The organism is Candidatus Microthrix parvicella Bio17-1, assembly GCF_000299415.1.
Classification (GTDB): domain Bacteria; phylum Actinomycetota; class Acidimicrobiia; order Acidimicrobiales; family Microtrichaceae; genus Microthrix; species Microthrix parvicella.
This window is the reverse complement of sequence record NZ_AMPG01000001.1, coordinates 1,492,692-1,512,243: the sequence shown is the minus strand read 5'-3', so window position 1 is coordinate 1,512,243 and position 19,552 is coordinate 1,492,692. Positions and strand designations below refer to the sequence as shown.

The 19,552-nt window shown below is 67.7% G+C and carries 14 protein-coding genes; 4 read left to right on the top strand and 10 right to left on the bottom strand.

The genetic code is table 11. The features are described 5' to 3' along the window. Nucleotides 1-77 precede the first annotated feature (77 nt). From MPARV_RS0107275 to MPARV_RS0107250, 6 genes are all read right to left on the bottom strand, one after another. Nucleotides 78-2,447, bottom strand: coding sequence for a heavy metal translocating P-type ATPase (locus tag MPARV_RS0107275; protein ID WP_020377771.1), 2,370 nt, complete (start codon nt 2,445-2,447; stop codon nt 78-80). Nucleotides 2,448-2,492: 45 nt separating this feature from the next. Further along, nucleotides 2,493-2,795 carry a metal-sensitive transcriptional regulator gene (locus tag MPARV_RS0107270; RefSeq protein ID WP_020377770.1) on the bottom strand — a complete coding sequence of 101 codons (303 nt, stop codon included), beginning with the start codon at nt 2,793-2,795 and terminating at the stop codon, nt 2,493-2,495. 55 nt (nt 2,796-2,850) lie between these two features. Continuing rightward, nucleotides 2,851-3,369, bottom strand: coding sequence for a hypothetical protein (locus MPARV_RS0107265; RefSeq protein ID WP_157789502.1), 519 nt, complete (start codon nt 3,367-3,369; stop codon nt 2,851-2,853). Between the two features lie 100 nt (nt 3,370-3,469). Then, the gene (locus MPARV_RS0107260) at nt 3,470-4,990 is read right to left on the bottom strand and encodes an aldehyde dehydrogenase family protein (protein ID WP_012229667.1); all 1,521 of its coding nucleotides are present in this window, start codon (nt 4,988-4,990) and stop codon (nt 3,470-3,472) included. Nucleotides 4,991-5,062: 72 nt separating this feature from the next. After that, nucleotides 5,063-6,670, bottom strand: a complete 1,608-nt coding sequence (locus tag MPARV_RS0107255; protein ID WP_157789501.1) for an RNB domain-containing ribonuclease — start codon at nt 6,668-6,670, stop codon at nt 5,063-5,065. Nucleotides 6,671-6,676: 6 nt separating this feature from the next. After that, on the bottom strand, nt 6,677-7,747 hold the full coding sequence (locus MPARV_RS0107250) for an alpha/beta hydrolase family protein (protein ID WP_012229665.1): 1,071 nt from the start codon (nt 7,745-7,747) through the stop codon (nt 6,677-6,679). 86 nt (nt 7,748-7,833) lie between these two features. On the opposite strand from MPARV_RS0107250, the gene MPARV_RS22420 reads away from it, so the two are divergent. The 3 genes from MPARV_RS22420 (at nt 7,834) to MPARV_RS0107235 (ending at nt 11,128) form a co-directional block, all read left to right on the top strand. Beyond that, entirely contained in the window at nt 7,834-8,856 is a 1,023-nt protein-coding gene (locus tag MPARV_RS22420; protein ID WP_020377766.1) for a lysophospholipid acyltransferase family protein, read from the top strand. Then, nucleotides 8,853-9,578, top strand: coding sequence for an endonuclease/exonuclease/phosphatase family protein (locus tag MPARV_RS22415; protein ID WP_020377765.1), 726 nt, complete (start codon nt 8,853-8,855; stop codon nt 9,576-9,578). The genes MPARV_RS22420 and MPARV_RS22415 overlap by 4 nt, the downstream gene beginning before the upstream one ends. A 110-nt stretch (nt 9,579-9,688) precedes the next feature. Beyond that, a complete protein-coding gene (locus MPARV_RS0107235) occupies nt 9,689-11,128 on the top strand; it encodes a neutral zinc metallopeptidase (protein WP_012229661.1) in 1,440 nt (479 codons plus the stop codon). 17 nt (nt 11,129-11,145) lie between these two features. On the opposite strand, the gene MPARV_RS0107230 is transcribed toward MPARV_RS0107235, so the two are convergent. Genes MPARV_RS0107230 through MPARV_RS0107215 form a run of 4 tightly spaced genes read right to left on the bottom strand, consistent with a single transcriptional unit; the run spans nt 11,146 to nt 16,833 of the window. Further along, nucleotides 11,146-11,955: an NTP transferase domain-containing protein gene (locus MPARV_RS0107230; protein WP_012229660.1), complete on the bottom strand. Its 810-nt coding sequence runs from the start codon at nt 11,953-11,955 to the stop codon at nt 11,146-11,148. 37 nt (nt 11,956-11,992) lie between these two features. Continuing rightward, complete coding sequence (locus MPARV_RS0107225) at nt 11,993-12,640, bottom strand: TetR/AcrR family transcriptional regulator C-terminal domain-containing protein (protein WP_020377764.1); 648 nt, start codon at nt 12,638-12,640, stop codon at nt 11,993-11,995. A 51-nt stretch (nt 12,641-12,691) separates the two neighbouring features. Further along, the gene (locus tag MPARV_RS0107220; RefSeq protein ID WP_020377763.1) at nt 12,692-13,831 is read right to left on the bottom strand and encodes a hypothetical protein; all 1,140 of its coding nucleotides are present in this window, start codon (nt 13,829-13,831) and stop codon (nt 12,692-12,694) included. Next, nucleotides 13,828-16,833 (bottom strand): DEAD/DEAH box helicase, encoded by a 3,006-nt coding sequence (locus MPARV_RS0107215; protein WP_020377762.1) that lies wholly within the window; start codon nt 16,831-16,833, stop codon nt 13,828-13,830. Before MPARV_RS0107215 ends, MPARV_RS0107220 begins: the two co-directional genes overlap by 4 nt. Nucleotides 16,834-16,965: 132 nt before the next feature. On the opposite strand from MPARV_RS0107215, the gene MPARV_RS0107210 reads away from it, so the two are divergent. Next, nucleotides 16,966-19,542, top strand: a complete 2,577-nt coding sequence (locus MPARV_RS0107210; RefSeq protein ID WP_020377761.1) for a penicillin acylase family protein — start codon at nt 16,966-16,968, stop codon at nt 19,540-19,542. Nucleotides 19,543-19,552: the final 10 nt, after the last annotated feature.

Below are 19,552 nucleotides of genomic sequence, written 5' to 3'. Positions count from 1 at the left end.
GCTTGGGCCGGTGCGGGACCGCCGTTTGACGTGACCCTGGCCCGGCGGCTCCATCCCGATGCCTCTGCCCGGACGGGCTACCGGGTGGGTTGGAACCGGCGCAGCCGCAGGCTGTTCAGCACCACCAGCACCGATGACGCCGCCATGGCCAACCCGCCGATCAGCGGGGTGAGGAGGCCGACCGCGGCCAGCGGGATCGCAGCCACGTTGTAGCCGAAGGCCCAGAACAGGTTGACCTTGATGGTGCCCAGCGTGGAGCGCGACAGCCGGATGGCATCGACGGTGCCCATCAGCGCACCCGACACGATGGTGAGGTCGGACGCCTCCATCGCCACGTCGGCACCCGAACCCATGGCGATGCCCAAATCGGCAGTGGCCAACGCGGCGGCATCGTTGACCCCATCTCCCGCCATGGCCACACGGTGCCCCTCGCCCTGAAGCCGAGCGACGATGGCGACCTTGTCCTCGGGCATGACCCCGGCCACGACGTGATCGGGGTCGATGCCCACCTGCTCGGCAACCGCCCGAGCCACCGGCTCGGCATCGCCGGTGACCATCCACGGGGTGATGTTGTGCTCGACGAGCGCGGCGATCGCCCGCTCGCTGTCGGGCCGCACCGTGTCGGCCACCGTGAGCAACCCGCGCACCGTGCCGTCCCAACCGGCGGCGACCACCGTGACCCCGTCCGACCCCAACTCGTCCGCGCGAGACCTCAGACCCTCGGGCCACACCAGACCTTCATCAGCGAGCAGACCGGGACGGCCGACCAGAACCAGGGTGTGCTCGCCGGAAGAGATCACGGTGGCTCGAACCCCCAGCCCCGGATGGTTGGTTAATGACTCGACGGGGGGCAGATCGCCCAACTCGTAGCGTGCAGCGTCAGTGATTGCAGCTGCGATGGGGTGCTCGCTGCCCGACTCGGCGGAGCCGACCAGGCGGAGCAGTTCGGCCCGCTCGGTCCCGGGGCCGGGCACCACATCGACGAGGGACATGATTCCCTCGGTGATCGTGCCGGTCTTGTCCAAAACCATCACATCGATATCCCGGGTGGCCTCCAACACCTGCGGTCCGCTGATCAGCAGGCCCAGCTGTGAGCCACGGCCGGTACCAACCAGAAGGGCGGTGGGCGTCGCCAGGCCGAGTGCGCACGGACACGCGATCACCAACACGGCAACGGCGGCCGCGATGGCGGCATCGACCGGCTGCCCGAGGGCCAGCCAGGCCGTCAGGGTAGCGGCGGCGATCAGGAGCACGATGGGAACGAATACGGCCGATACCCGGTCGGCCAGGCGTTGTGCGTCGGCCTTGCCGGCCTGGGCGTCACGGACCAAACGACCCATGCGCGCCAGCTGTGTGTCGGACCCCACCCTGGTGGCACGCATCTCGAGGCGACCCGACAGGTTGACCGTGGCGCCGGTGATCGCATCGCCGGGGACCACCTCCACCGGCACTGACTCGCCGGTGAGCAGGCTGGCATCGATGGTGCTGGTGCCACCGGTGACCTCCCCGTCGGTGGGGACGCGCTCCCCGGGGCGCACGACGAGGAGTTGTCCTACGTTCACCGCGGAGGCGGGCACGGTGACCTCGGTGCCGTCTGCGGCGACCACCCGTGCCTCCTGTGCCCCGAGCCGCAGCAGCGAGCGAAGCGCCGAACCTGCACGGCGCTTGGCCCTGGCTTCTGCCCATCGTCCGCCCAGCAGGAACGTGGGGACGACAGCGGCAACCTCGAGGTACAGCTCGTGAGGGGCGGCGCCGCTTGTGTGGTCCATGCCGGGCATGTCCCCCATGCCCCCCGAACCGGTGGTGGCGGGCAGCCAGCTCATATCCATCTTCATGCCCAGCTCACCGGCGCCGCCGAAGAACAGCGCCCAGAGCGACCACCCGTAGGCGGCCAAGACGCCCAGCGAGACCAGCGTGTCCATGGTGGTCGTCCCGTGCCGCAGGTTGGTCAACGTCGCCCGGTGAAACGGAAGTGCTCCCCACACCACCACGGGGGTGGTCAATGCGAGCGCAACCCATTGCCAGCCTCGGAACTGCCAGGCCGGCACCATCGAGATCACCATGACCGGCAGGGCCAGCGCGGCCGAGACCCAAAAGCGAATCTTCAGGTCGTGCACCTGTGCCTTGGCGGCGGCGTCATCAGCCTCGGCCGCCTCCTCCAGGTCGTCGTTGTCCGTTGGTGCGGGTTCGGCGCCGTAGCCCAGACCCTCAACCACCCCGATGAGGTCGTCGACGGTGAGGGTGGTCGAGTCACGGTTGATGTAGGCCGATGCGGTGGCGTAGTTCACCGTGGCGGTGACACCGACCTGCTCGTTCAGCGCTCGTTCGACCTTGGCGGCGCAACTGGCACACGACATGCCGCTGACCGACAGCTCGGTGGGGTCGAGGGAGCAGAGGTCCGGCGATGCGGCGTCGCCGGGTTTGGTGGAAAGGGTGTGAGTCGTCATGTCTGGATCCTTTCGAGAGGGAGCGGCCTGGCTGGACCGTGGCGGTCAACTGCGGACGAGGCGCGCAACGGCTGCCGAGGCCTCGTTGAGCTTGACGGTGGCCTCGTCGCCCCCGGTGGTCACGGCATGGGCGACGCAATGGTGGAGGTGCTCGTCCAGCAGGTTCAATGCGACGGACTGCAACGCCCGATTGGCGGCTGAGATCTGCGTCAGCACGTCGATGCAGTACTTGTCGTCCTCGATCATCCGTTGCAGGCCGCGCACCTGGCCTTCGACGCGCCGCAGCCGCCGCAGGTGCGCGGCCTTGGTCTCTGCATACCCAGGCGCAACGTCCGCATCATCGCTCATGGGTCCATCATACCCTAGGGGGGTATCCATGTACACCCGGAGGGTATGACTTCGGCTACAGCAAGCGTGCCTTGGCCAGGATTTTGGCGGTTCGCTTGAGTGATGTGACGGTCAGGACCAGTTTGTACTTTTTCCCGGTGGTCGTGATGGTGAGGCGGTCCTCGGGACCCGCCTCCGACCTGTCGACCGTTCGCAACCTCACCTTGGTGATCGTGGCCCGGTCGACTGCGAAGTTCTTCGGATGTTGGGCCAACAGATCATCTGGATTCATGGCGGCGCACTCGTCAGCGAGTGCCTGGTAGGCACCCGCCCGCTCCCGCATCCGGCCTTTCCAGTCCTTACCCTCAGCTTTGGCACCCTCGCTGAGGCCCTTGACCACCCGTTTCAACTCGGCTCCGGTGAGACGCGCGAAAATCAGGCGCTGGTTGGTGATCACCAGAGTGTGGAGGCGACTGTTCACCCCCAGGAAGCCGGCCGTCCTCATAATGCCGGGGATGGTGGCCTGGACCTGCTCGCCAGGTGGAGGGGTCGGCAGAACCGGAGGGGGAGGAGGAGGGGGCGAGAGATCGGACATGGTTGCCAGGATGCCGCATCAGTGGCTCACCGCACAGGGGCGATGGTCCCGAGATGGGGTCTGGACGCTCCGAGCGTCGTAACCGGCAGTGGGCGTCGGCTCAGCGGTGCACCGACGGGTCGCTTTGGTGCACCCGAGCCCGCAGGGTGAACACCGAGTCGCCCGAAAGCACCCCGCCCCGGCCGAACAGCCGACCCTGTTCCCAGTTGGAGAGTCCCAACTCTGGCCGATCGAATGCGTATTGGCCATCGACCCAGCGGGTGAAGCCGTTGCCGATGAACGGTGCGTCCAAGCCCTGGTAGGCGGCCTCGGCCTCGTCGGTCGCGTCGGCGACGATCGAAACGACGAAGTGGGGCGACCATTCGTTGAACCAGCTCATGGCCTGAGCCAGGTCATCGGCCACCGCCAGGCCGATCTCAGGTGAACCCTCCCATTCCCATTCCCGGCCCAGACCCGTCTCGTCCAATGGTTCGGCACCCGGCTCCGTCACGTTGCCCTCGGCTCTGGCGATGGCGGCTTCGGCCATCCACGAGTCGGGCACCAAACCGGTTGCCGACTCGTGCATCCAGAGCTTCGGGTTGGTGTGGAGACTTGCAGCCGCCGCAGCGAGGCCGGCGAGCACGCGGGGCACCAGTTCGTCGGCCCGACTGCGCAGGACGATGGCCGTGTTCAGCGTGTTGCACACCTTGCGGTCGAGCGAGGCGGTCACTGCCGCTTCAAGACGGTCGGCGTCCGCCGAGTCGCCGGCGATGATCCAGGCGCCACCGGTGCCGTGCAAGCTGACGGGCACCCCGGCGCCTTGGGCCACGGCACCCAACTGGGCGACCGCCGCACCCGAGCCACGGGCCACTGCGAGCGCAAGGCGCTGATCAGAGAAGAGCGCGTGTCCGGCGGACCGCTCGGAAGCGGCAACCAGCGACGCCGCACCGTCCGGTAGCCCGGCGGCCTCGATGGCGGGGTTGAGGGCATGTTCAACGATGGCTTCAGCGGTTCCCAGCGCATCGGACCCAATCCGGAACACCACGGTGTTACCCGAGCGGATCACCCCGCAGGCGTCTGCGAAAACATTGGGACGTCCCTCAAATACAAAACCCACGACGCCCAGCCCGGCCCGCTGCAACTCCACCAGCCAGCCCTCGTGCTCGACGCGGTCGACCACCTGGTCGCGTCCCGACGGGGCCGCTGCCCAGGTGCGGAGCCCGTCGATCATGTCGGAGCGCATCGTGTCGCTCAGCACCAGGCGGGTGGTGGAGCGGCTCTTGGCCTGGGCGGCCGCAATATCGGCCGCGTTGGCCATGGCAATCGGGGCGAAGATGGCGTCGTCGGCCAGACGGTCGGCGAACGTTTCGAAGAACGCAGTGACCGCCTGATCGGACACCGCACCCATGTCGGCGAACGCCGCAGCGGCCCGTCCGACCGCCGCTTCGGTGACCCGCCCAACCGAGGCGGGTACATGCAACAGCGCGCCGGTGCTGGGCACCGTCAACAGTCGGTCGCCGTCGGTGAACGAGCTGGCGAGCTCGGCGGTGACCCGCACGATGCGGTCGCCTCCCACCACGATGGGCATGCCCTCGGTGAGTTCGCAAAGTGGCTCGGTTGCAGTGTGGTTGCCCGGGTTCATGGCGCTCGATCGTACCGGGGGTCGACCTGGCGCCGGGGTCCGGGGTGGCGCCCCGTCAAGAATCGCCGTAACTCAGTCGGCCGGTTGGGGGACGACCTTGAAGCGGGTCAGCCGCTTCATCGGGTCGGCGTCACTCAGGCGTACCCGCACGGTGTCGCCGTCGTTCGCCTCCCCAATGGCGTCCGCGATGACCGGCGGATCGGTCACCTGCACCCGGAGGCCGTCTCGCGCGTGCGAAAGCACCACCGCCGAGAACTCGGCACCGATCTGCGAGGCAAGCTCGGCGGCCTCCAGCAGATCGATCACCGCCCGATCCACCGATGCTGCGCGGCGGTTCGCGTCGTTGAGGATCTGAGGCAGGTCGTCGAGTTGGTCGAGCACCCAAGCCGGGACCGGTCGGTGCTCGTACGCGGCCAGCGCCATCTCGGTGGCGTAGCGGTCACCGAGGCGTCGCAGCGGTGCCGTGACGTGCGCGTAGGGAGCAGCCACCGCTGCGTGCGTGGTCAGTTCGGGGGGTTCACCGTGAAACGCTGCATACCCCGAGCCGCGCAGCCCCTTGGTGGCGCTGAGCATGAGCGCGGCCCCGACCGGGGTGGACGGATCAAGCGACCGAACCCATTGGCCGTACACGTGGTTGGGGCCGCCTGCGGCGGCATCGTCGTCAGGGGGCCATCGGTGGCCGAGGGCCTCGGACGCCCGTCGCAGCTCGGCGAGAATTTCAGGCTCGGCGCTGGGGAGCGTGCGGAGTAGGCCGGTTTTTGAGGTCAGCATCAAGGCGGCGGCGGCCATGCCGGTGGCCAGCGACATCTGAGCGTTCCACTCTTCGGCCGGAAGCGAGGGCGTGGCCAGCAACTGCACGTTGCCGGAGGCGTCTACCTGCACGTCCTGTTCCGGTAGCTGCAGGCTGACGCCACCCCGGTCGGCCTGAATGGACAGTCGCAAGCTGCCGAAGTCGCGCAGCGAGGTGGCTACCTCCACCAGGTCGATCCCCCGCTTGGCCGCCGGGCCGAGGGCGTCGCTGCCCGGATCCTGCAGATCGATTGACTGAGCCGAGACCCCAACACCTTCCGCCGAAGCCGCTTCGTGGTTGGTCGCTTCGTGGTTGGTCGCTTCGTGGTTGGTCGCGCCGTCGTGGTCGGCGAGGATGGTGGTGATCACCTCGTAGCTCGTGGCCACCCGCACCCGTACCGTGGCTCTCCGCACCTCGGTGTTGACCAAACCGCCCTCGACGTCAAAGGTGAGCTTCCACCACACGGCCGGACGTGCTGCACCGGGTAACAGGCTGGCGGCTCCCTCGGACAGTTCACGAGGGTGCAGCGGGGCCTTGTGGTCGGGTAGGTACAGGGTGCTGCCTCGCCGGCGCGACTCGAGGTCGATCACATCGCCGGGCACAATGAAGGCGGCGACGTCGGCGATGGCGTAGTGCAGCACCCAGCCGGCGTTGGAGCGGACCAGGGCGAACGCCTGGTCCAGGTCTCGGGCTCCCGGTGGATCGATGGCCACCAGCGGGAGGTCGGTGGCGTCCGTCCGACTGGTGGCGAACCGGTCGGTGGCCGTCTGCGCGGCCCTCGAGACGTTGGGCTCGAATCCGGAAGGTACCTCCAGATCGCGCCGCAGCAGCGCCAACGCCGAGTTCATCGGTTCGTCATCGAGGCGGAGATGTCGACGGGGGATGGGCACGTTGGCTTACTCCCCGGTGTTCAGAATGGCCACGTCGGCGCCGGCCTGGCTGACCACCCGCTCGAGCCGGGCCTGACCCGTCGGGTCGGCCTTGAGCGTGGCGTCGAAGAAGGCCAGCGTGGCGTCGGTGACCACCTCACCGTAAGGGTCGGCGGTTCCGGTGACGTACGGGGGAATGTGCTCACCGCCGACCAACGTGATCAGGCGCCATGGTGGGCCGACTGCATCCACGGCGTTTTGGGCCAGCGCGTAGGGCACGGTGCCGTCGGCGTCGCCGTGAATGGCCAGCAGGGGAGGTCCGTCCTGAACCGGCGCTCCACCGTCCGCCAAACCCGGAAGATAGGACCCGGCCCACTCGGCCACGGCGTCCACCCTGTCGTCGCGCACCTTGGGGTTGTACCCGACGGCCAGCGAGGTGAACCCGCCGAGGGAGTGGCCGGCGACTCCGATTCGTTCGGTGTCGATCTGCCTCGCCAAAGGTTCCTCGGCGGGCAGGTCGGTGGCCCAGTCGATGAGGCGGCTGACGTCGGCGGGCTGATTGACCAGATCGTCGGTTTTGGGCGTACCCGGTGTCTCGGCGCTGGTCAGCGGGAAGGTGGGGGCCAGGACGACGTAACCCGCTGACGCCCATACCTTGAGCGTGTTGACGTAGGCGGGTCCGGTGCCGCCTCGGCCGTGCGAGAACACCACCAGGGGCCACCGACCGTCAGCGGGGGTTGCGTTGGGCGTGACCTCGGGGGATTCGGTATCGCCCTCGGCCGGATACAGCACCTGCGTGGGAAGCGTTCGCTGCGGTAGTTCCGGGCGCCCACCCCACGCGTCGGTGGATCGCGAATCGTCGACCACGGTCACTTGGCGCGAACCCACGGCGAAGCTGCCGGCGTCGTGAACGTCGCCCGCTTTCGTGGGAGAAGTGGAAGTGGGTGCAGTCGAGAGGGATGCGGGGGTGGAGGTGGAGGCGACCGACTTGGCGACGGAGGTTGCGCCGGTGGCGCTGCACGCGACGGTACCCAACAGCGCAGCGACCACTACGGCGGCGGATCGACGGATGCTTCGCTGACTGCGGCGTTGATTCATGTCGCGAGACTACGGTCAGGCGTCTTGTTTTGGAGGTTGGGGCGATGCCATCGGGGGGTACGCTCCCGTGATGGAACATGAATCAAATGGCTGAATCGCCGATGCGCAACCCGCTCACGCGGCGATTGATCACGGTTCCCGCCACCCTGGCCCTCACGGTGACGCTCGTTGTGCTGGCGCCGGTTGCGCTCCCGCTGATGGTGATCGTTGACCTGCTGCGACTCCGTCCCCGTCTGCCCTTGGTGCGTGGTTGGATCTTCGCCATCGCCTACGGCGTTTTGGAGTGCGCGATGTTGGTCGTGGTGGCCATCATGTGGGTCGTGAGCGGATTCGGCCTGGCGCTGAAGAGTGGGCCGAGCCGGCGTGCACATCGCGCGCTCCAGCGTTGGTGGGTTGGGCGGCTGCTGGCGCTGCTCAGCTCCGTGCTGGGTCTGCGGTTTTCCATCGAGGGCGTCGAGCATCTCACGCCCGGACCGCTGATGGTGCTGGGCCGCCACGTCAGCCTGGTGGACACGCTGTTTCCCGCTTTGGCGCTGAGTGATTCCGGGCTGTCGCTGCGATATGTGCTGAAGCGCGAGTTGGAGGTGGTACCACTGCTCGACGTCGTGGGCCACCGCCTGCCCAACTACTTCGCCGACCGCTCCGGCACCGACACCGAAGGGGAACTCGCGGCACTGTCGAGGCTGGCCTCGGACCTGGGGCAGAACGACTCCGTGGTGATCTTCCCCGAGGGGACCCGCGGCACCGAGGAGAAGCGGGCCCGAGCCGTGGAACGTCTTGGGGAGCATCACCCCGAATTGGTGGACCGTGCGGCTGCGCTTCGTCACACGATGCCGCCCCGTTGGGGCGGCACGTTCGCACTGCTCGATGCGGCTCCCGAGGCCGACGTGGTGGTGTTCGCGCACCACGGATTGGCCGGGCTGCGCGGGTTGCGGGCCATTCTGGCCGCCCTGCCATTTCGGCGTCCGGTGACCGTCGAGCTGTGGCGCATCCCGCGGTGTGACATTCCCGACGGGCACGCCGAGCGACGCGAGTGGCTCTTTGACTTGTGGACCCGCCTGGATGTCTGGGTTGAGGAACAAGGCGCTTCGGTACGCTCTGCGTTGTGACTCAGCGGGGGGTGTTTCGGGTGGCGTGTTGGAACATTCATCACGGCGCCCCCGGCAGCACCTGGTTTGCCAAGAGTGAAAGCCTGATCGCCGGGGTCGCCCAGCTGGACGCCGACGTGGTGGTGTTGTGTGAGGTGGACCACCGGGTGTGGCGATCGCGGTTTCGCAACCAGACGCAGATGCTGGCGAAACGGCTTGGCTATCACGCGCTGTTTGCTCCGGCGCGGCGCCTGACGCCCGGGTGGTACGGCAATGCCCTGCTCAGCCGATCGTTGCCCCGACGCACCGAGGTGCTTGCCCTGCCGGCGCGGCGCGGGGCCGAAAACCGTTCGGCCCTGCTCACCGCGATTCCCTTGGGGGGACGCGCCGTCAGCGTGGCAGGCGCCCATCTACAGAACGCCGGGCGCAGCGGTTCGGGCCGAATCGAGGCCATTGCGCAACTCGCTGTGGTCACTGCAGCCATGGCGGCCCGCCCGAACCCGGCGCTGATCACGGGTGACTTCAACCTGACCGAGGAATTCGTCGAGCCGGCCTTCGCGGGGGCGGGCCTGACCGCCGTGCCCACGGGACCGACCTACCCGTACCCCAACGCGCGACGCCGCATCGATTGGATGGGGGTGCGAGGCTTGAGGGTGGTGTCATCGGAGGCGGTGGCGCTGTACGGAAGCGACCATCTGGCCATCACCGCCGATCTCATGCCGGCCGGCCGCGACGGGCCTTAGCCTGAGAAGTGACCCAGTTCGTAGCTGAGAACGCCTGCAGGCCCAGGCCGAATGGCGTTGCCGATCGGCAAGGCCCCGATACCTTCGTGGGATCACCCCAAGGGAGAGACATGAAAACCCGACTGATAGCCCTGATCGCCTTCACTGCAGTCGTTGCTGCCGCCTGCTCCACCGGCCTCTCAGAGCAGCGCGCCCTCACCGGTGCCGCCCCGGCGGGTCCCGGCGGCACCTCGGTTGAGATTCCGAACCGTGAAGACAGGCCCCAGCAGCCCGGGCGCCCGGCGTTGGGGGAGAACGCCCGTCCGTATGTGGAAACGCTGGAGTTGTCGATTGAGGACATCCAGGCGTTCTGGACCACCAAGATGCCGAAGGTCTTTGGACAAGAGTTCGAGCCGATCCCCAACGACAAGATCTTCGCCTACAGCCAGAACAATCCGCCGCCCGCATGCGGTACCGGTCAGCAGCCCAGCGCCGACGACCTCGTGGGTAATGCGTTCTATTGCTCCGAGGGCGGCTTCATTGCGTTCGACGACGAGAACCTGTTCCCCAAGCTGTACAAAAACTTCGGCAGTTACGCGGTGGCCATGGTGCTGGCCCACGAATGGGGCCACGCGGTTCAGGACCAGATGGGGATATCCGGGGGCAACGTACCCACCGTGTACCTCGAGCAACAGGCCGACTGCTTTGCCGGCGCCTGGACCAAATGGGTGGACGATGGGGACAGCCCCAACCTCAGCCTTTCCCCTGGCAGTCTCGACGCGGCACTGGGGGGCATGCTGGAGTTCCGTGACGAGCCGGGCACGAACCCGAACGACCCTGCGGCACACGGGTCGGGATTTGACCGGGTGCGCGCGTTCCGGGATGGGTTTACCAAGGGCCTGCAGGCCTGCGTCGACTACGAGACGACCCCACCAGAGGTGTTGCAACTGCCTTTCACCCAGGAGGAGTACAGCACCGGAGGGAACATGGAGTTTTCGAAACTGGTCGACTCGCTGGTGCCGGACTTCGACGCTTGGATGAAAGCCGCTTTCCCCTCCTTCAAACCGCTGAGCAAGGTGGAGGGCTTCGACCCCGACACCGACAAGGTCACCTGCGGTGACACCACCCTGAGCGCAGGCGACGCCGACGGCAAGGTGTTCTACTGCGCCAGCGACAATTCGATCCGTTTCGATGGACCGTGGATGGCGGAGCTCAACGCCGACTCGGGTGACTTTGCGACCGGACTGTTGTTGGGCATGCACTACGGCGTTGCGCTTCAGGCACAGCAGGGGGCAGACGACGCCAAGATCACCTCGGAGGAGAGTATCGAGCAGCGTGCGTGCTTGGTGGGTGCCTATTCCGGGTCCCTCGTGGCCGATCGAGTGGAACCCGACCCGAACTCGACCCGCGAGCTGTCGATCTCGGGCGGGGACCTGGACGAGGCGCTGTCGGCGTTGATTCAGTTCACCAGCGCCGACGAGAAGGGTGCGTCAGGCTCCAGCCTGGCGTTCGACCGTATCGAGGCATTCCAGAATGGCGTGTTTGAGGGAGTCGACGCCTGCGGCTTCTGACCCGGTTCGGGTGGCGCTTACCCGCCCTCGCGAAGGGCGGCGCGCACAGCGGGCAGATCATCGCGATGGGTCAGCCCGGTCCATCGACCAGAAGACGGCACCACCCCGACCCGTAGCGCCCCCCGGCTCATCATGTGGGCAATCTCGGTGGGAAGGAGAAATTCGTCGTCCGGTCCGGGGTCGTCGGCCAGAAACCGTTGGAAGCGTTCGGCCATGTTGAGCGCCGCTCTTCGGGGGAGCCCCCAGAGGTTCATCGATGCAGGCGTGTCGTTGCGGTAGCGGCCGCCCGAGTCGTCGACCACGCCGCCCTCGGCATCGTTCGGATCGGCCTTCAGCCCATGGGTCTCCACCACCGAGGTCAACGTGCCATCGACGACGTCACAGATGCCCCGGGAGACGCCACCGTGGGGGCTGAGCGTGCCCGCCAACTCGAAACTCACCAGGGTGCCCTCGTCGGGGCGGTCGCCGAGGGCATCGGCCAGCAGACTGAGCGATGGGTTGCCGTACAGGTCGTCGCCGTTGGCCACACCGAAAGGTCCATCCAGCACATCGGCGCATGCGGCCACGGCATGGGCGGTGCCCCACGGACGGGTTCGGGGCGGCCCGGCGAGGTCTTGGCGGACCGATACCACCTCCATGCCGGACACGTGGGTGTCGGCCGCTGCCAGCAAACGTTCCTCCACCTCGGCGCGGGTCACCAGAATCAAGCGCTTGATTCCGGCTCGTGCCGCCGCCGCGGCGGTGATGGCAAAGATCGGTTCGTCGTTGGGACCAACCGGTTCAAGTTGCTTGGGGCCGCCGAAGCGGGTTCCCAGCCCGGCGGCCAACAGGATCAGTGAGGCTGCGATGACGACACCGTAGGGGTCAGATCTGGCCGTGTTCCAGCTCGGCTGAGATGCCTTGCACGAGACATTTCACGCCAAGTTGGAATTCGGCTTCGCGGTCGTCGGGTGTGGTCCCGATCGTGGAGGCGACCAACGGCAGGTCCTCCCGGTTGATGCTGTGGCGAAACGTCGCCACAGTCTCCCGGTCGTAGCCGTCAAAGATCATGGGGGAGGCGCCGGCCTCGGTGAGCGCATGTCCGACGACGAACGACACCAGCACGGTCACCACCTGGCGGGCCCGTTCCAGCGTGAAACCGACGTCGATCAGTGCGGCCAAAGCCAACTCCACCAGCCCCATCGTGTCCACGCTCATGACGGGGCGAGTGGCAACCACCGGCAACAGGTTGGGGTGGGCCATCAGGCCTTCCCGCAGGGCGGTCATGCCGTTGGCCATCTGGTCCTGCCACCGCTCCTCGTCGAGCTTGATTTCGACCCCGTCAAAGATGCGGTCGACCATCAGGTCGAGCAGCGCCTCCTTGGAGCGAACGTGGTGGTACAACGACATGGCCTCCACCCCAAGGCGCCGCGCCAGTTTCCTCATGGACAGGGCATCGAGACCCTCCTCGTCCACCAATTCGATACTGGCGCGAACGATGCGCTCGGGAGTGAGAGGGTGGGGCCGGCTCATCTCCGGAGGCTATCCAGTACCGAACCGGTGGGTGACGAGCAGGGTTCCCGGTCAGTCGCTGCACAGCGTGCCTGGGTCGTCGCTCGGTCCGTCGGCGAGCACCCAGCCAAGTTCGGGATCGGAGCGCAGCAGCCACCATTTGCCCCTGCGGTCGATGCGCAGCTGGCGTCCGGTCGGCCCTGACGTCACCAGGTTGGCCCGCTGCCGAACGCGGCCCCCAAGCGCCGATGCCCCATCGGCCAGGTCGTCGGGATCTGCGTCGAAGCGGTCCAGCAGCACCGCCAGGCCGGCCTCACCGGCCAGCACCCGTGCGCGTCGGCGCACTTCGAGCTCGTCGTTGCTGAGGCCGCTTCTGGCAGCCACCGTGGTGGCAGCCAGACCACGCTCCACCAAACGTTCGGCCAGAACACCCAGGCCACCGTCGGCCTCTGGTTGTGCGTCGGCCAGCAGTGCGGCCGCTCGATGGGCGGCGAGATCGGCCAATGCTCCCAGCGAAGCCCGGCTCAGGCCGCTGTCTGCGGGTGGCGAACCAACCCGCGTGCGTTCGGTGGGGGGCCGGTGAGCTGCGGGCGTCAGCGGGAGCTGCGGGCGTTTCCAGACCGTCTCGGCGGCCACACCGGGGTCTCGCGCCCGCGGCCAGCCCGGTGGGATCTCGTCCAGTTGGGATTGGCCACCCAGGTCCCCCCGGTCGACGCCCCGCAGCATCAACAGGAGCAGTGGGTCGTCTGCCACCTCGTTGGCCACAGCCACCAGCAGCGAAGCCAGGTGAGCGCAGCCATCCCTCCCACAGCCGCACTCCGCCGACAGGTCGGCTCGGCCAGGCATCGGGTCGGCCCGCAGGGACATCATGGTGTGCCGCAGCCTGGGATGGATGCGGCCGGTGGCCAGCGACCGCTCGATCGCCAGGTCGTCGGCCAACGCGCTGCGGGTGCGTGCCCATCGTGCGGGCCCCCACTGGCGAATCGTCATGACGGTGCGATGCGAGGATGCCGGGTCGACGGCCACCACCCGGCCAGGTTCCATGGTGAGACGAAGCGCCGAAGTGGCGTCCGCCTGCGGTTCACCGAGACGCGTCCGCGCCACGGTGAGCGCCCGGGGTGACACGTCGAGGCACTCCGCAGCGGTCTGCAGCCACTGGCCATGCCAGGCCGGAGCCTCGCCGTCCGGGGTGCTGTCGGGTGGGCCGCTCATGCCGCCTCATCGGTGCTGTTGGACGGCCCATGGCGCCTCACCAGGTTGCCCAGTTCACTGTCGTTGAGGCCGCCAATCCAGCCGTCGACGCCGGTGCCCATGACGGCGCCTGCCAGCTGCCGCTTCTGGGTGAGCACGTCGGCCACCCGCTCCTCCACCGTGCCCTCGGAAATCAGTCGGTGCACCGAAACGGTGGATGTTTGGCCGATGCGGTGGGCCCGGTCGGTTGCCTGGTCCTCGACCGCCGGGTTCCACCAGCGGTCGTAATGAATCACCTGGGTGGCCCGGGTCAGGGTCAGCCCGGTGCCTGCAGCCCGCAGCGAGCACAACAGCACCTCGATGCGACCGGCCTGAAACTCGTCGGTAAGGCGCTGGCGCTCGTTGGGGGTCAGCCCACCGTGCAGGATCGCATGACTGATTCCGCGCCCGGCCAGGTGGGCGGCAAGCAGTTTGGCCATGGCGACGTATTGGGTGAACACCAAGGTCGGTTCGGCGCGGGTGTCGTCGCCCGCATCCCGGGTGCCGTCGAGGAGATCGTCGAAGGCCTCCAACTTTGCGGAGCGACCGTCGAGGGCGGAGCCGTCGTCGAGGTAGTGGGCAGGGTGGTTGCAGATCTGCTTCAGCGACGTGAGGAGCGCCAGCACCAGGCCGCGCCGGGCGATGCCTTCGGCGTTGGCGATTCGGTCCAGCGCCTCTGCGACCGCAGCGTCGTAGAGGGCCCCCTGCTCGGTGGTGAGGCCGACCACCACATCCCGTTCGATCTTGTTGGGCAACTCCGGGGCGATCAGCGGGTCGGCCTTGGTGCGACGCAACACCAGCGGAGCGATGCGCTGACGCAGTTGGGCGTTGCGCCCCTGAGAACCGTGTCGTTCGATCGGGTCGGCGAAGCGGTTGCGGAAGTCGTCGTAGGAGCCCAACAGGCCCGGCGTGACCCAGTCGATCAGGGCCCACAGGTCGCCCAGGTGGTTCTCCACCGGGGTGCCGGTGAGCGCCAGACGAAACCGCCCGGGCACCCGCCGGAGCGATCGGGCGGCACGTGACACGGGGTTCTTCACCGCCTGGGCCTCGTCGGCCACCACCATGCCCCAGGTGCGTTGACCCAGCTCGCCGTGGTCGCGGCGCAGCACGCCGTAGGTGGTGATCACCATGGCGTTGTCGGCCAGCTCGCCCAGGTCGCGGCGGGTGCCGTGGTACCGGTGTACCGGTGTTGTGGGAGCAAACTTCTGACATTCCCGTTCCCAGGTGCCCAAGAGCGACGTGGGGGCCACCACCAGCGTGGGGCCGAGCGGAGATGGGAGGGCCTCGTCGGTCTCGACGTTTGAGACAGTGCCGGGTTTGCCGGTGCCGAGCGGCGGGACGCTGGGGGCGTCCGGGCCGTGGAGCAGCTGGTGAAGGGCGATCGTCTGCAGGGTCTTGCCCAGGCCCATGTCGTCGGCCAGCACGCCTCCCATGCCCAGCTCGGCCAGACCGGCCATCCACGCCACGCCGCTGGTCTGGTAGTGGCGCAGGTCGGCCTGAAGGCCGGCGATGTCCAGCCCGGTTGTGGGCTGCTCGTTGGCAAGGTCGGCCAGTCGGCGGGCCCGAGCAACCAGTTCCGGGGCCGCAACCACGTCGGGTTCGGCTGCATGCAGGTCCTCGAGCGCCAGTCGACCCAGCCCGGCACCCTCGGGTTCGCCCAGCTCGTTCCCCAGCCGGGACATGATGTCGGCCATCGCCGCACCGACGGTGATCTCCGGCCCCCGCTGCCTCAGCTTGGATGTGATCTCTTCGGGCACACGCACCCAGCCGTCGGGCGTGCGGATCAACGGCCGCCGAGTGGACAGGAGTTGGTTGAGTTCGTCTGTGCTCAGCTGCCGCCCGTCCACGTGGGCCCGCCACCGCGTGTCGCACAGTTCCTCCATGCCGAAGGCGCCAGACGATGGCGGGCGCAGTTCGACGCGTACCTGCACGGTGGTGAGGTCTGCGTCCTCGGGCCAGAACAGCTTGATGCCCGCCCGCTTCAACTCGTTGGCGGCCTCGATCAGCGCGTCGAGTTGTTCGTCGGTCAACTCGGTGTCGGTGGGGTGATCCACCGCCGCCAGCTCCGGGGGCACCAGCCAGTGGGCGCCGGCGCGTGACAGTTCGTTGCGCAGGTCCTCCCAGGGGGTTGGTCCCAGCCTGTGCCGCTCCTCGCTCGCTGCCAGGATGGCGGCGAACACGGCCACGCTGGGGTGGGCGCGACTGCGCAGCCGCAGGTTGAGCTTCCACGGCTCGCCGCCCTCCATCGAGGTCGGTGGGGCCAGGCACAGCTCCAACGCGGCGCCCCGGCACTTCTCCGAGATGGCCTTGGCCGCCCACGTGCGCAGGTGTGGCACCCGGGTGGGGGACGAGGCCGCATACAGGTGGCTTCCGGCAAGCGATTCGGAGGCCTCGCCCCTCGGCAGCGAGTCGGCCAACGCATCCCACACGGCCAGCACCGTGGCCTCGGCCCCTGACAGCCGAGTGCCGCTGCGGGTGCCCGGCAGTGGGGTGGCGTGCACCTCTGGCGGGAGCGACGCGGCCAGCGCGCTCAATGCGGCCTGGTCGTCGCTGCCCAGCGGTGCGACGGCCCAGGCGTCCCAGCCCGTGGGGGTGACGCACGGCAGCAGGCGTCCGGCGGCGACCAACGCCAGCCCGGTGCGCACGACCTCACCCATGGCGCGCTGAGATGGGGTTGCCGTTGCCGTCGCTGCGAGCAGCTGCGGCACCAGATCGATGAAGGGCACCAAATTGGCCATGATGTCGAGCGCCGTCGGCTTGACCCCGGGGCGTGCGGGCGCAACGTGGGTGAACAGCGTCGGCTCGCCGGGCAGCTTGGGAGGTGTGACCGCCGCGGTGAACAGGTCGTCCTGCTGTTGGTCCGATTGGGGCAGATGGCAGGCGACCAACGAGCGGCGCGGCGGGTCTGCCGGACAGAATGTGACCTCGGCCGCGGGAGGAAGCATCGCAGCGGGGAGAACCGGGGCTGGGAGCGGAGCCACCATGGCGGTGATGTTATCCGATGAACGTACAGGCGTTCGATGTTGGTGCGGAGTTGCGGTCCCCGGTGTGCGCGACCTGGGCTCGCCGGTCTGGGGGCGTCAAAGGCCGTTGAACGCATTAGTGTCAGGGCTGCCATGGCAAACCACACGCAACGCTCGGATCGTCCCGAATCTCCTCGAAGCCGTCGACTGAGTGAGGGGCTGGTCCGAGGCCGAACCCTGCTTGCAGCAGGCCTGGCGGCGGCGATGGCCATCACCGGCTGCACCAACGATGGCGACACCAACGATGGCGACACCGCCAAAGCAACGGTGATCGGCACTGGCGACGCCTACTCGGCCACGATCACCCGTACTCAGGGTGGTGTCCCCCACATCTCCGGGGAGACGTTGGATGACGTCACCTTCGGGCAGGGCTACGCCTCTGGTCAGGATCACGCGTGCAGCCTGGCCGATCAGGTGTTGAAGGTTCGGGGTCGCAAGGCTGAATTCATGGGGCCCGGGGAAGCGGACGAGAACATCAACTCCGATTTTGCCTGGCGCTCGATCGGCATCGGCGATATCGCCGATGCCGATTTCGAGAAGGCCTCCGATGATGTGAAGGACCTGATGGCGTCCTTCGTGGCGGGTTGGAACGCCCAACTGAAGGAGGTGGGTGCCGACGGCGTCACCGGCTGGTGTGCCGGTGAGCCGTGGGTGGTACCACTTGACCCCAAGGATGCGTACGCCTACGCCCGGGCGGTGGCGCTGAATGCCTCCGGCGCCCGTCTCACCGGTTTCATCGCCACAGCGCAACCGCCAAACGCAGCCCCGATCGATGCTTCGTCCACCTCGGTCGAGGAGGGCGGGACGACCACCAGCGTGGTCGCCCCGGAGGAGCAGGGCTCCAACGGCTGGGCGATCGGATCGAAGAACTCGGAGGGTGGCGGCGGCATGCTGTTGGCCAACCCGCACTTCCCCTGGCAGGGAGAGCTGCGCTTTTGGGAGAACCACCTCACGGTCACCGGCGATCAACCCTCCGATATCTACGGCGCCCAGTTGCTTGGTCTTCCAGGCGTGGGCATCGGCACCACCGACGAGTTCGCGTGGACCCACACCGTGTCGGCCGGCAACCGTTTCACCGCCTACAAACTCGCCCTCGCCCCGGGCGACCCCACCTCGTATGTGATCGACGGCCAGACCGAGAAGATGACGTCCAAGGACATCACGGTGAAGGTGGCCGACGATTCGGGCAAGGTCACCGACCAGAAACGCACCATGTGGAGCACCGAGTTTGGTCCGGTCATCGACTTCCCAGGGGTTGGCTGGACCGGGGACACCGCCATCACCTACCGGGACGCCAACATCGACAACGACGAGTTCCTCGAGCAGTACCGGGCGATGGACACGGCGGGCAGCTTCGATGAGTTTGTCGAGGCCCACAAGAAGTATCAGGGCGTGCCGTTGTTCAATACGGTCGCCGTCAGCAAGGACGGCCGGGCCTGGTACGCGGACACCTCGGCCACCCCGCGTTTGTCCGAGGAGGCGCTCGCCGCCTACCAGCAGGCGCTCGACGGCGACTTCATCACGTCGGCAGCGGCCGATTCGGGTGCGGTGCTGCTGGACGGGTCGAAGGGCTACAACCGCTGGGAAGACGTCGACGGCGCCCGGGATCCGGGGCTCGAGCCGTACTCGGAGATGCCCATGTTGGAGCGCGACGACTATGTATTCAACGCCAACGACAGCTTTTGGCTGGCCAACCGCAACAAGCTGATCGAAGGTGACTACTCCCCGCTGCACGGCCGCCAGGACACCGAGCGGTCCGCCCGAACCCTGCAGAATCTTGCGGTGCTCGACGGGGCCGATACCAAGCGCCTCGCCGGGGACGACAACAAGTTCAGTTTGGATGAGCTGCAGGCCGCCGCGCTGGACGACCAGGCCTATACGGCGGCCCAACTGCGCCAGGACGTGGTCGGCCGGTGCGAGGCCGTTGGCGGCCCGGTCAAGGTTGACGCGCTGTTGGGCCCCGCCGGAGAGGACGACAAGCCCGGCGATGGGATCGCCCCTGCCGGCGACATCGATCTCGCGGATGCCTGCAGGGTGCTGGATGAGTGGGACGGTCACTTCGACCCCGACTCGGTCGGTGCCGTCGTGTGGCGCGAGTTTCTCGCAGCATTCGGCGATGTGTCGATCTGGGCCAACGAGTTCGATCCGGCCAAGCCGCTGGAGACCCCCAACGGCCTGGTCAAGGCGGGGCCCGACGGCGACCCGGTGCTCACCAGCCTGGCCAAAGCGGTGCAACTGATGGACTCCCAGCAGCTGAAGGTCAACGTGAAGCTCGGCGAACTCCAGCGGGATGGTCGTGTCGACGATGGGGCCTCCATACCTGGTGGCTTTGGTTCGGAGGGCATCACCAACGTGGTCGGACGCGGGGGGCTGGGCGGCACCAGCGAGCCGGTGCGGGAGCTGCCCGACTGGGTCACCGACGACACGGACCTCACCACCGATGGCTACCCGGTCACCAACGGCTCCAGCTTCATCATGTCGGTGGACTTCGCCAAGGGCGGCCCCCAGATCCGCACGATCCTCACCTATGGACAGACCGATGACCAGACCTCTCCGCTGTTCACCGAACAGACCGAGATGTTCGCCAAGAAGCAGTGGAAGGACGTCTCGCTCGACCCCACGGTGATCGCCGATCAGGCCCTCTCCGACCCGATCACCGTCAAGGGTTGAGCCACGTCAA

Coding starts and splice junctions, on each gene's coding strand:
- MPARV_RS22420 (WP_020377766.1), top strand. CDS start 7,834: ATGGCTGAATCGCCGATGCGCAACCCGCTCACGCGGCGATTGATCACG.
- MPARV_RS0107275 (WP_020377771.1), bottom strand. CDS start 2,447: ATGACGACTCACACCCTTTCCACCAAACCCGGCGACGCCGCATCGCCG.
- MPARV_RS0107260 (WP_012229667.1), bottom strand. CDS start 4,990: ATGAACCCGGGCAACCACACTGCAACCGAGCCACTTTGCGAACTCACC.
- MPARV_RS0107235 (WP_012229661.1), top strand. CDS start 9,689: ATGAAAACCCGACTGATAGCCCTGATCGCCTTCACTGCAGTCGTTGCT.
- MPARV_RS0107250 (WP_012229665.1), bottom strand. CDS start 7,747: ATGAATCAACGCCGCAGTCAGCGAAGCATCCGTCGATCCGCCGCCGTA.
- MPARV_RS0107215 (WP_020377762.1), bottom strand. CDS start 16,833: ATGGTGGCTCCGCTCCCAGCCCCGGTTCTCCCCGCTGCGATGCTTCCT.
- MPARV_RS0107270 (WP_020377770.1), bottom strand. CDS start 2,795: ATGAGCGATGATGCGGACGTTGCGCCTGGGTATGCAGAGACCAAGGCC.
- MPARV_RS0107225 (WP_020377764.1), bottom strand. CDS start 12,640: ATGAGCCGGCCCCACCCTCTCACTCCCGAGCGCATCGTTCGCGCCAGT.
- MPARV_RS0107210 (WP_020377761.1), top strand. CDS start 16,966: ATGGCAAACCACACGCAACGCTCGGATCGTCCCGAATCTCCTCGAAGC.
- MPARV_RS0107265 (WP_157789502.1), bottom strand. CDS start 3,369: ATGTCCGATCTCTCGCCCCCTCCTCCTCCCCCTCCGGTTCTGCCGACC.
- MPARV_RS0107220 (WP_020377763.1), bottom strand. CDS start 13,831: ATGAGCGGCCCACCCGACAGCACCCCGGACGGCGAGGCTCCGGCCTGG.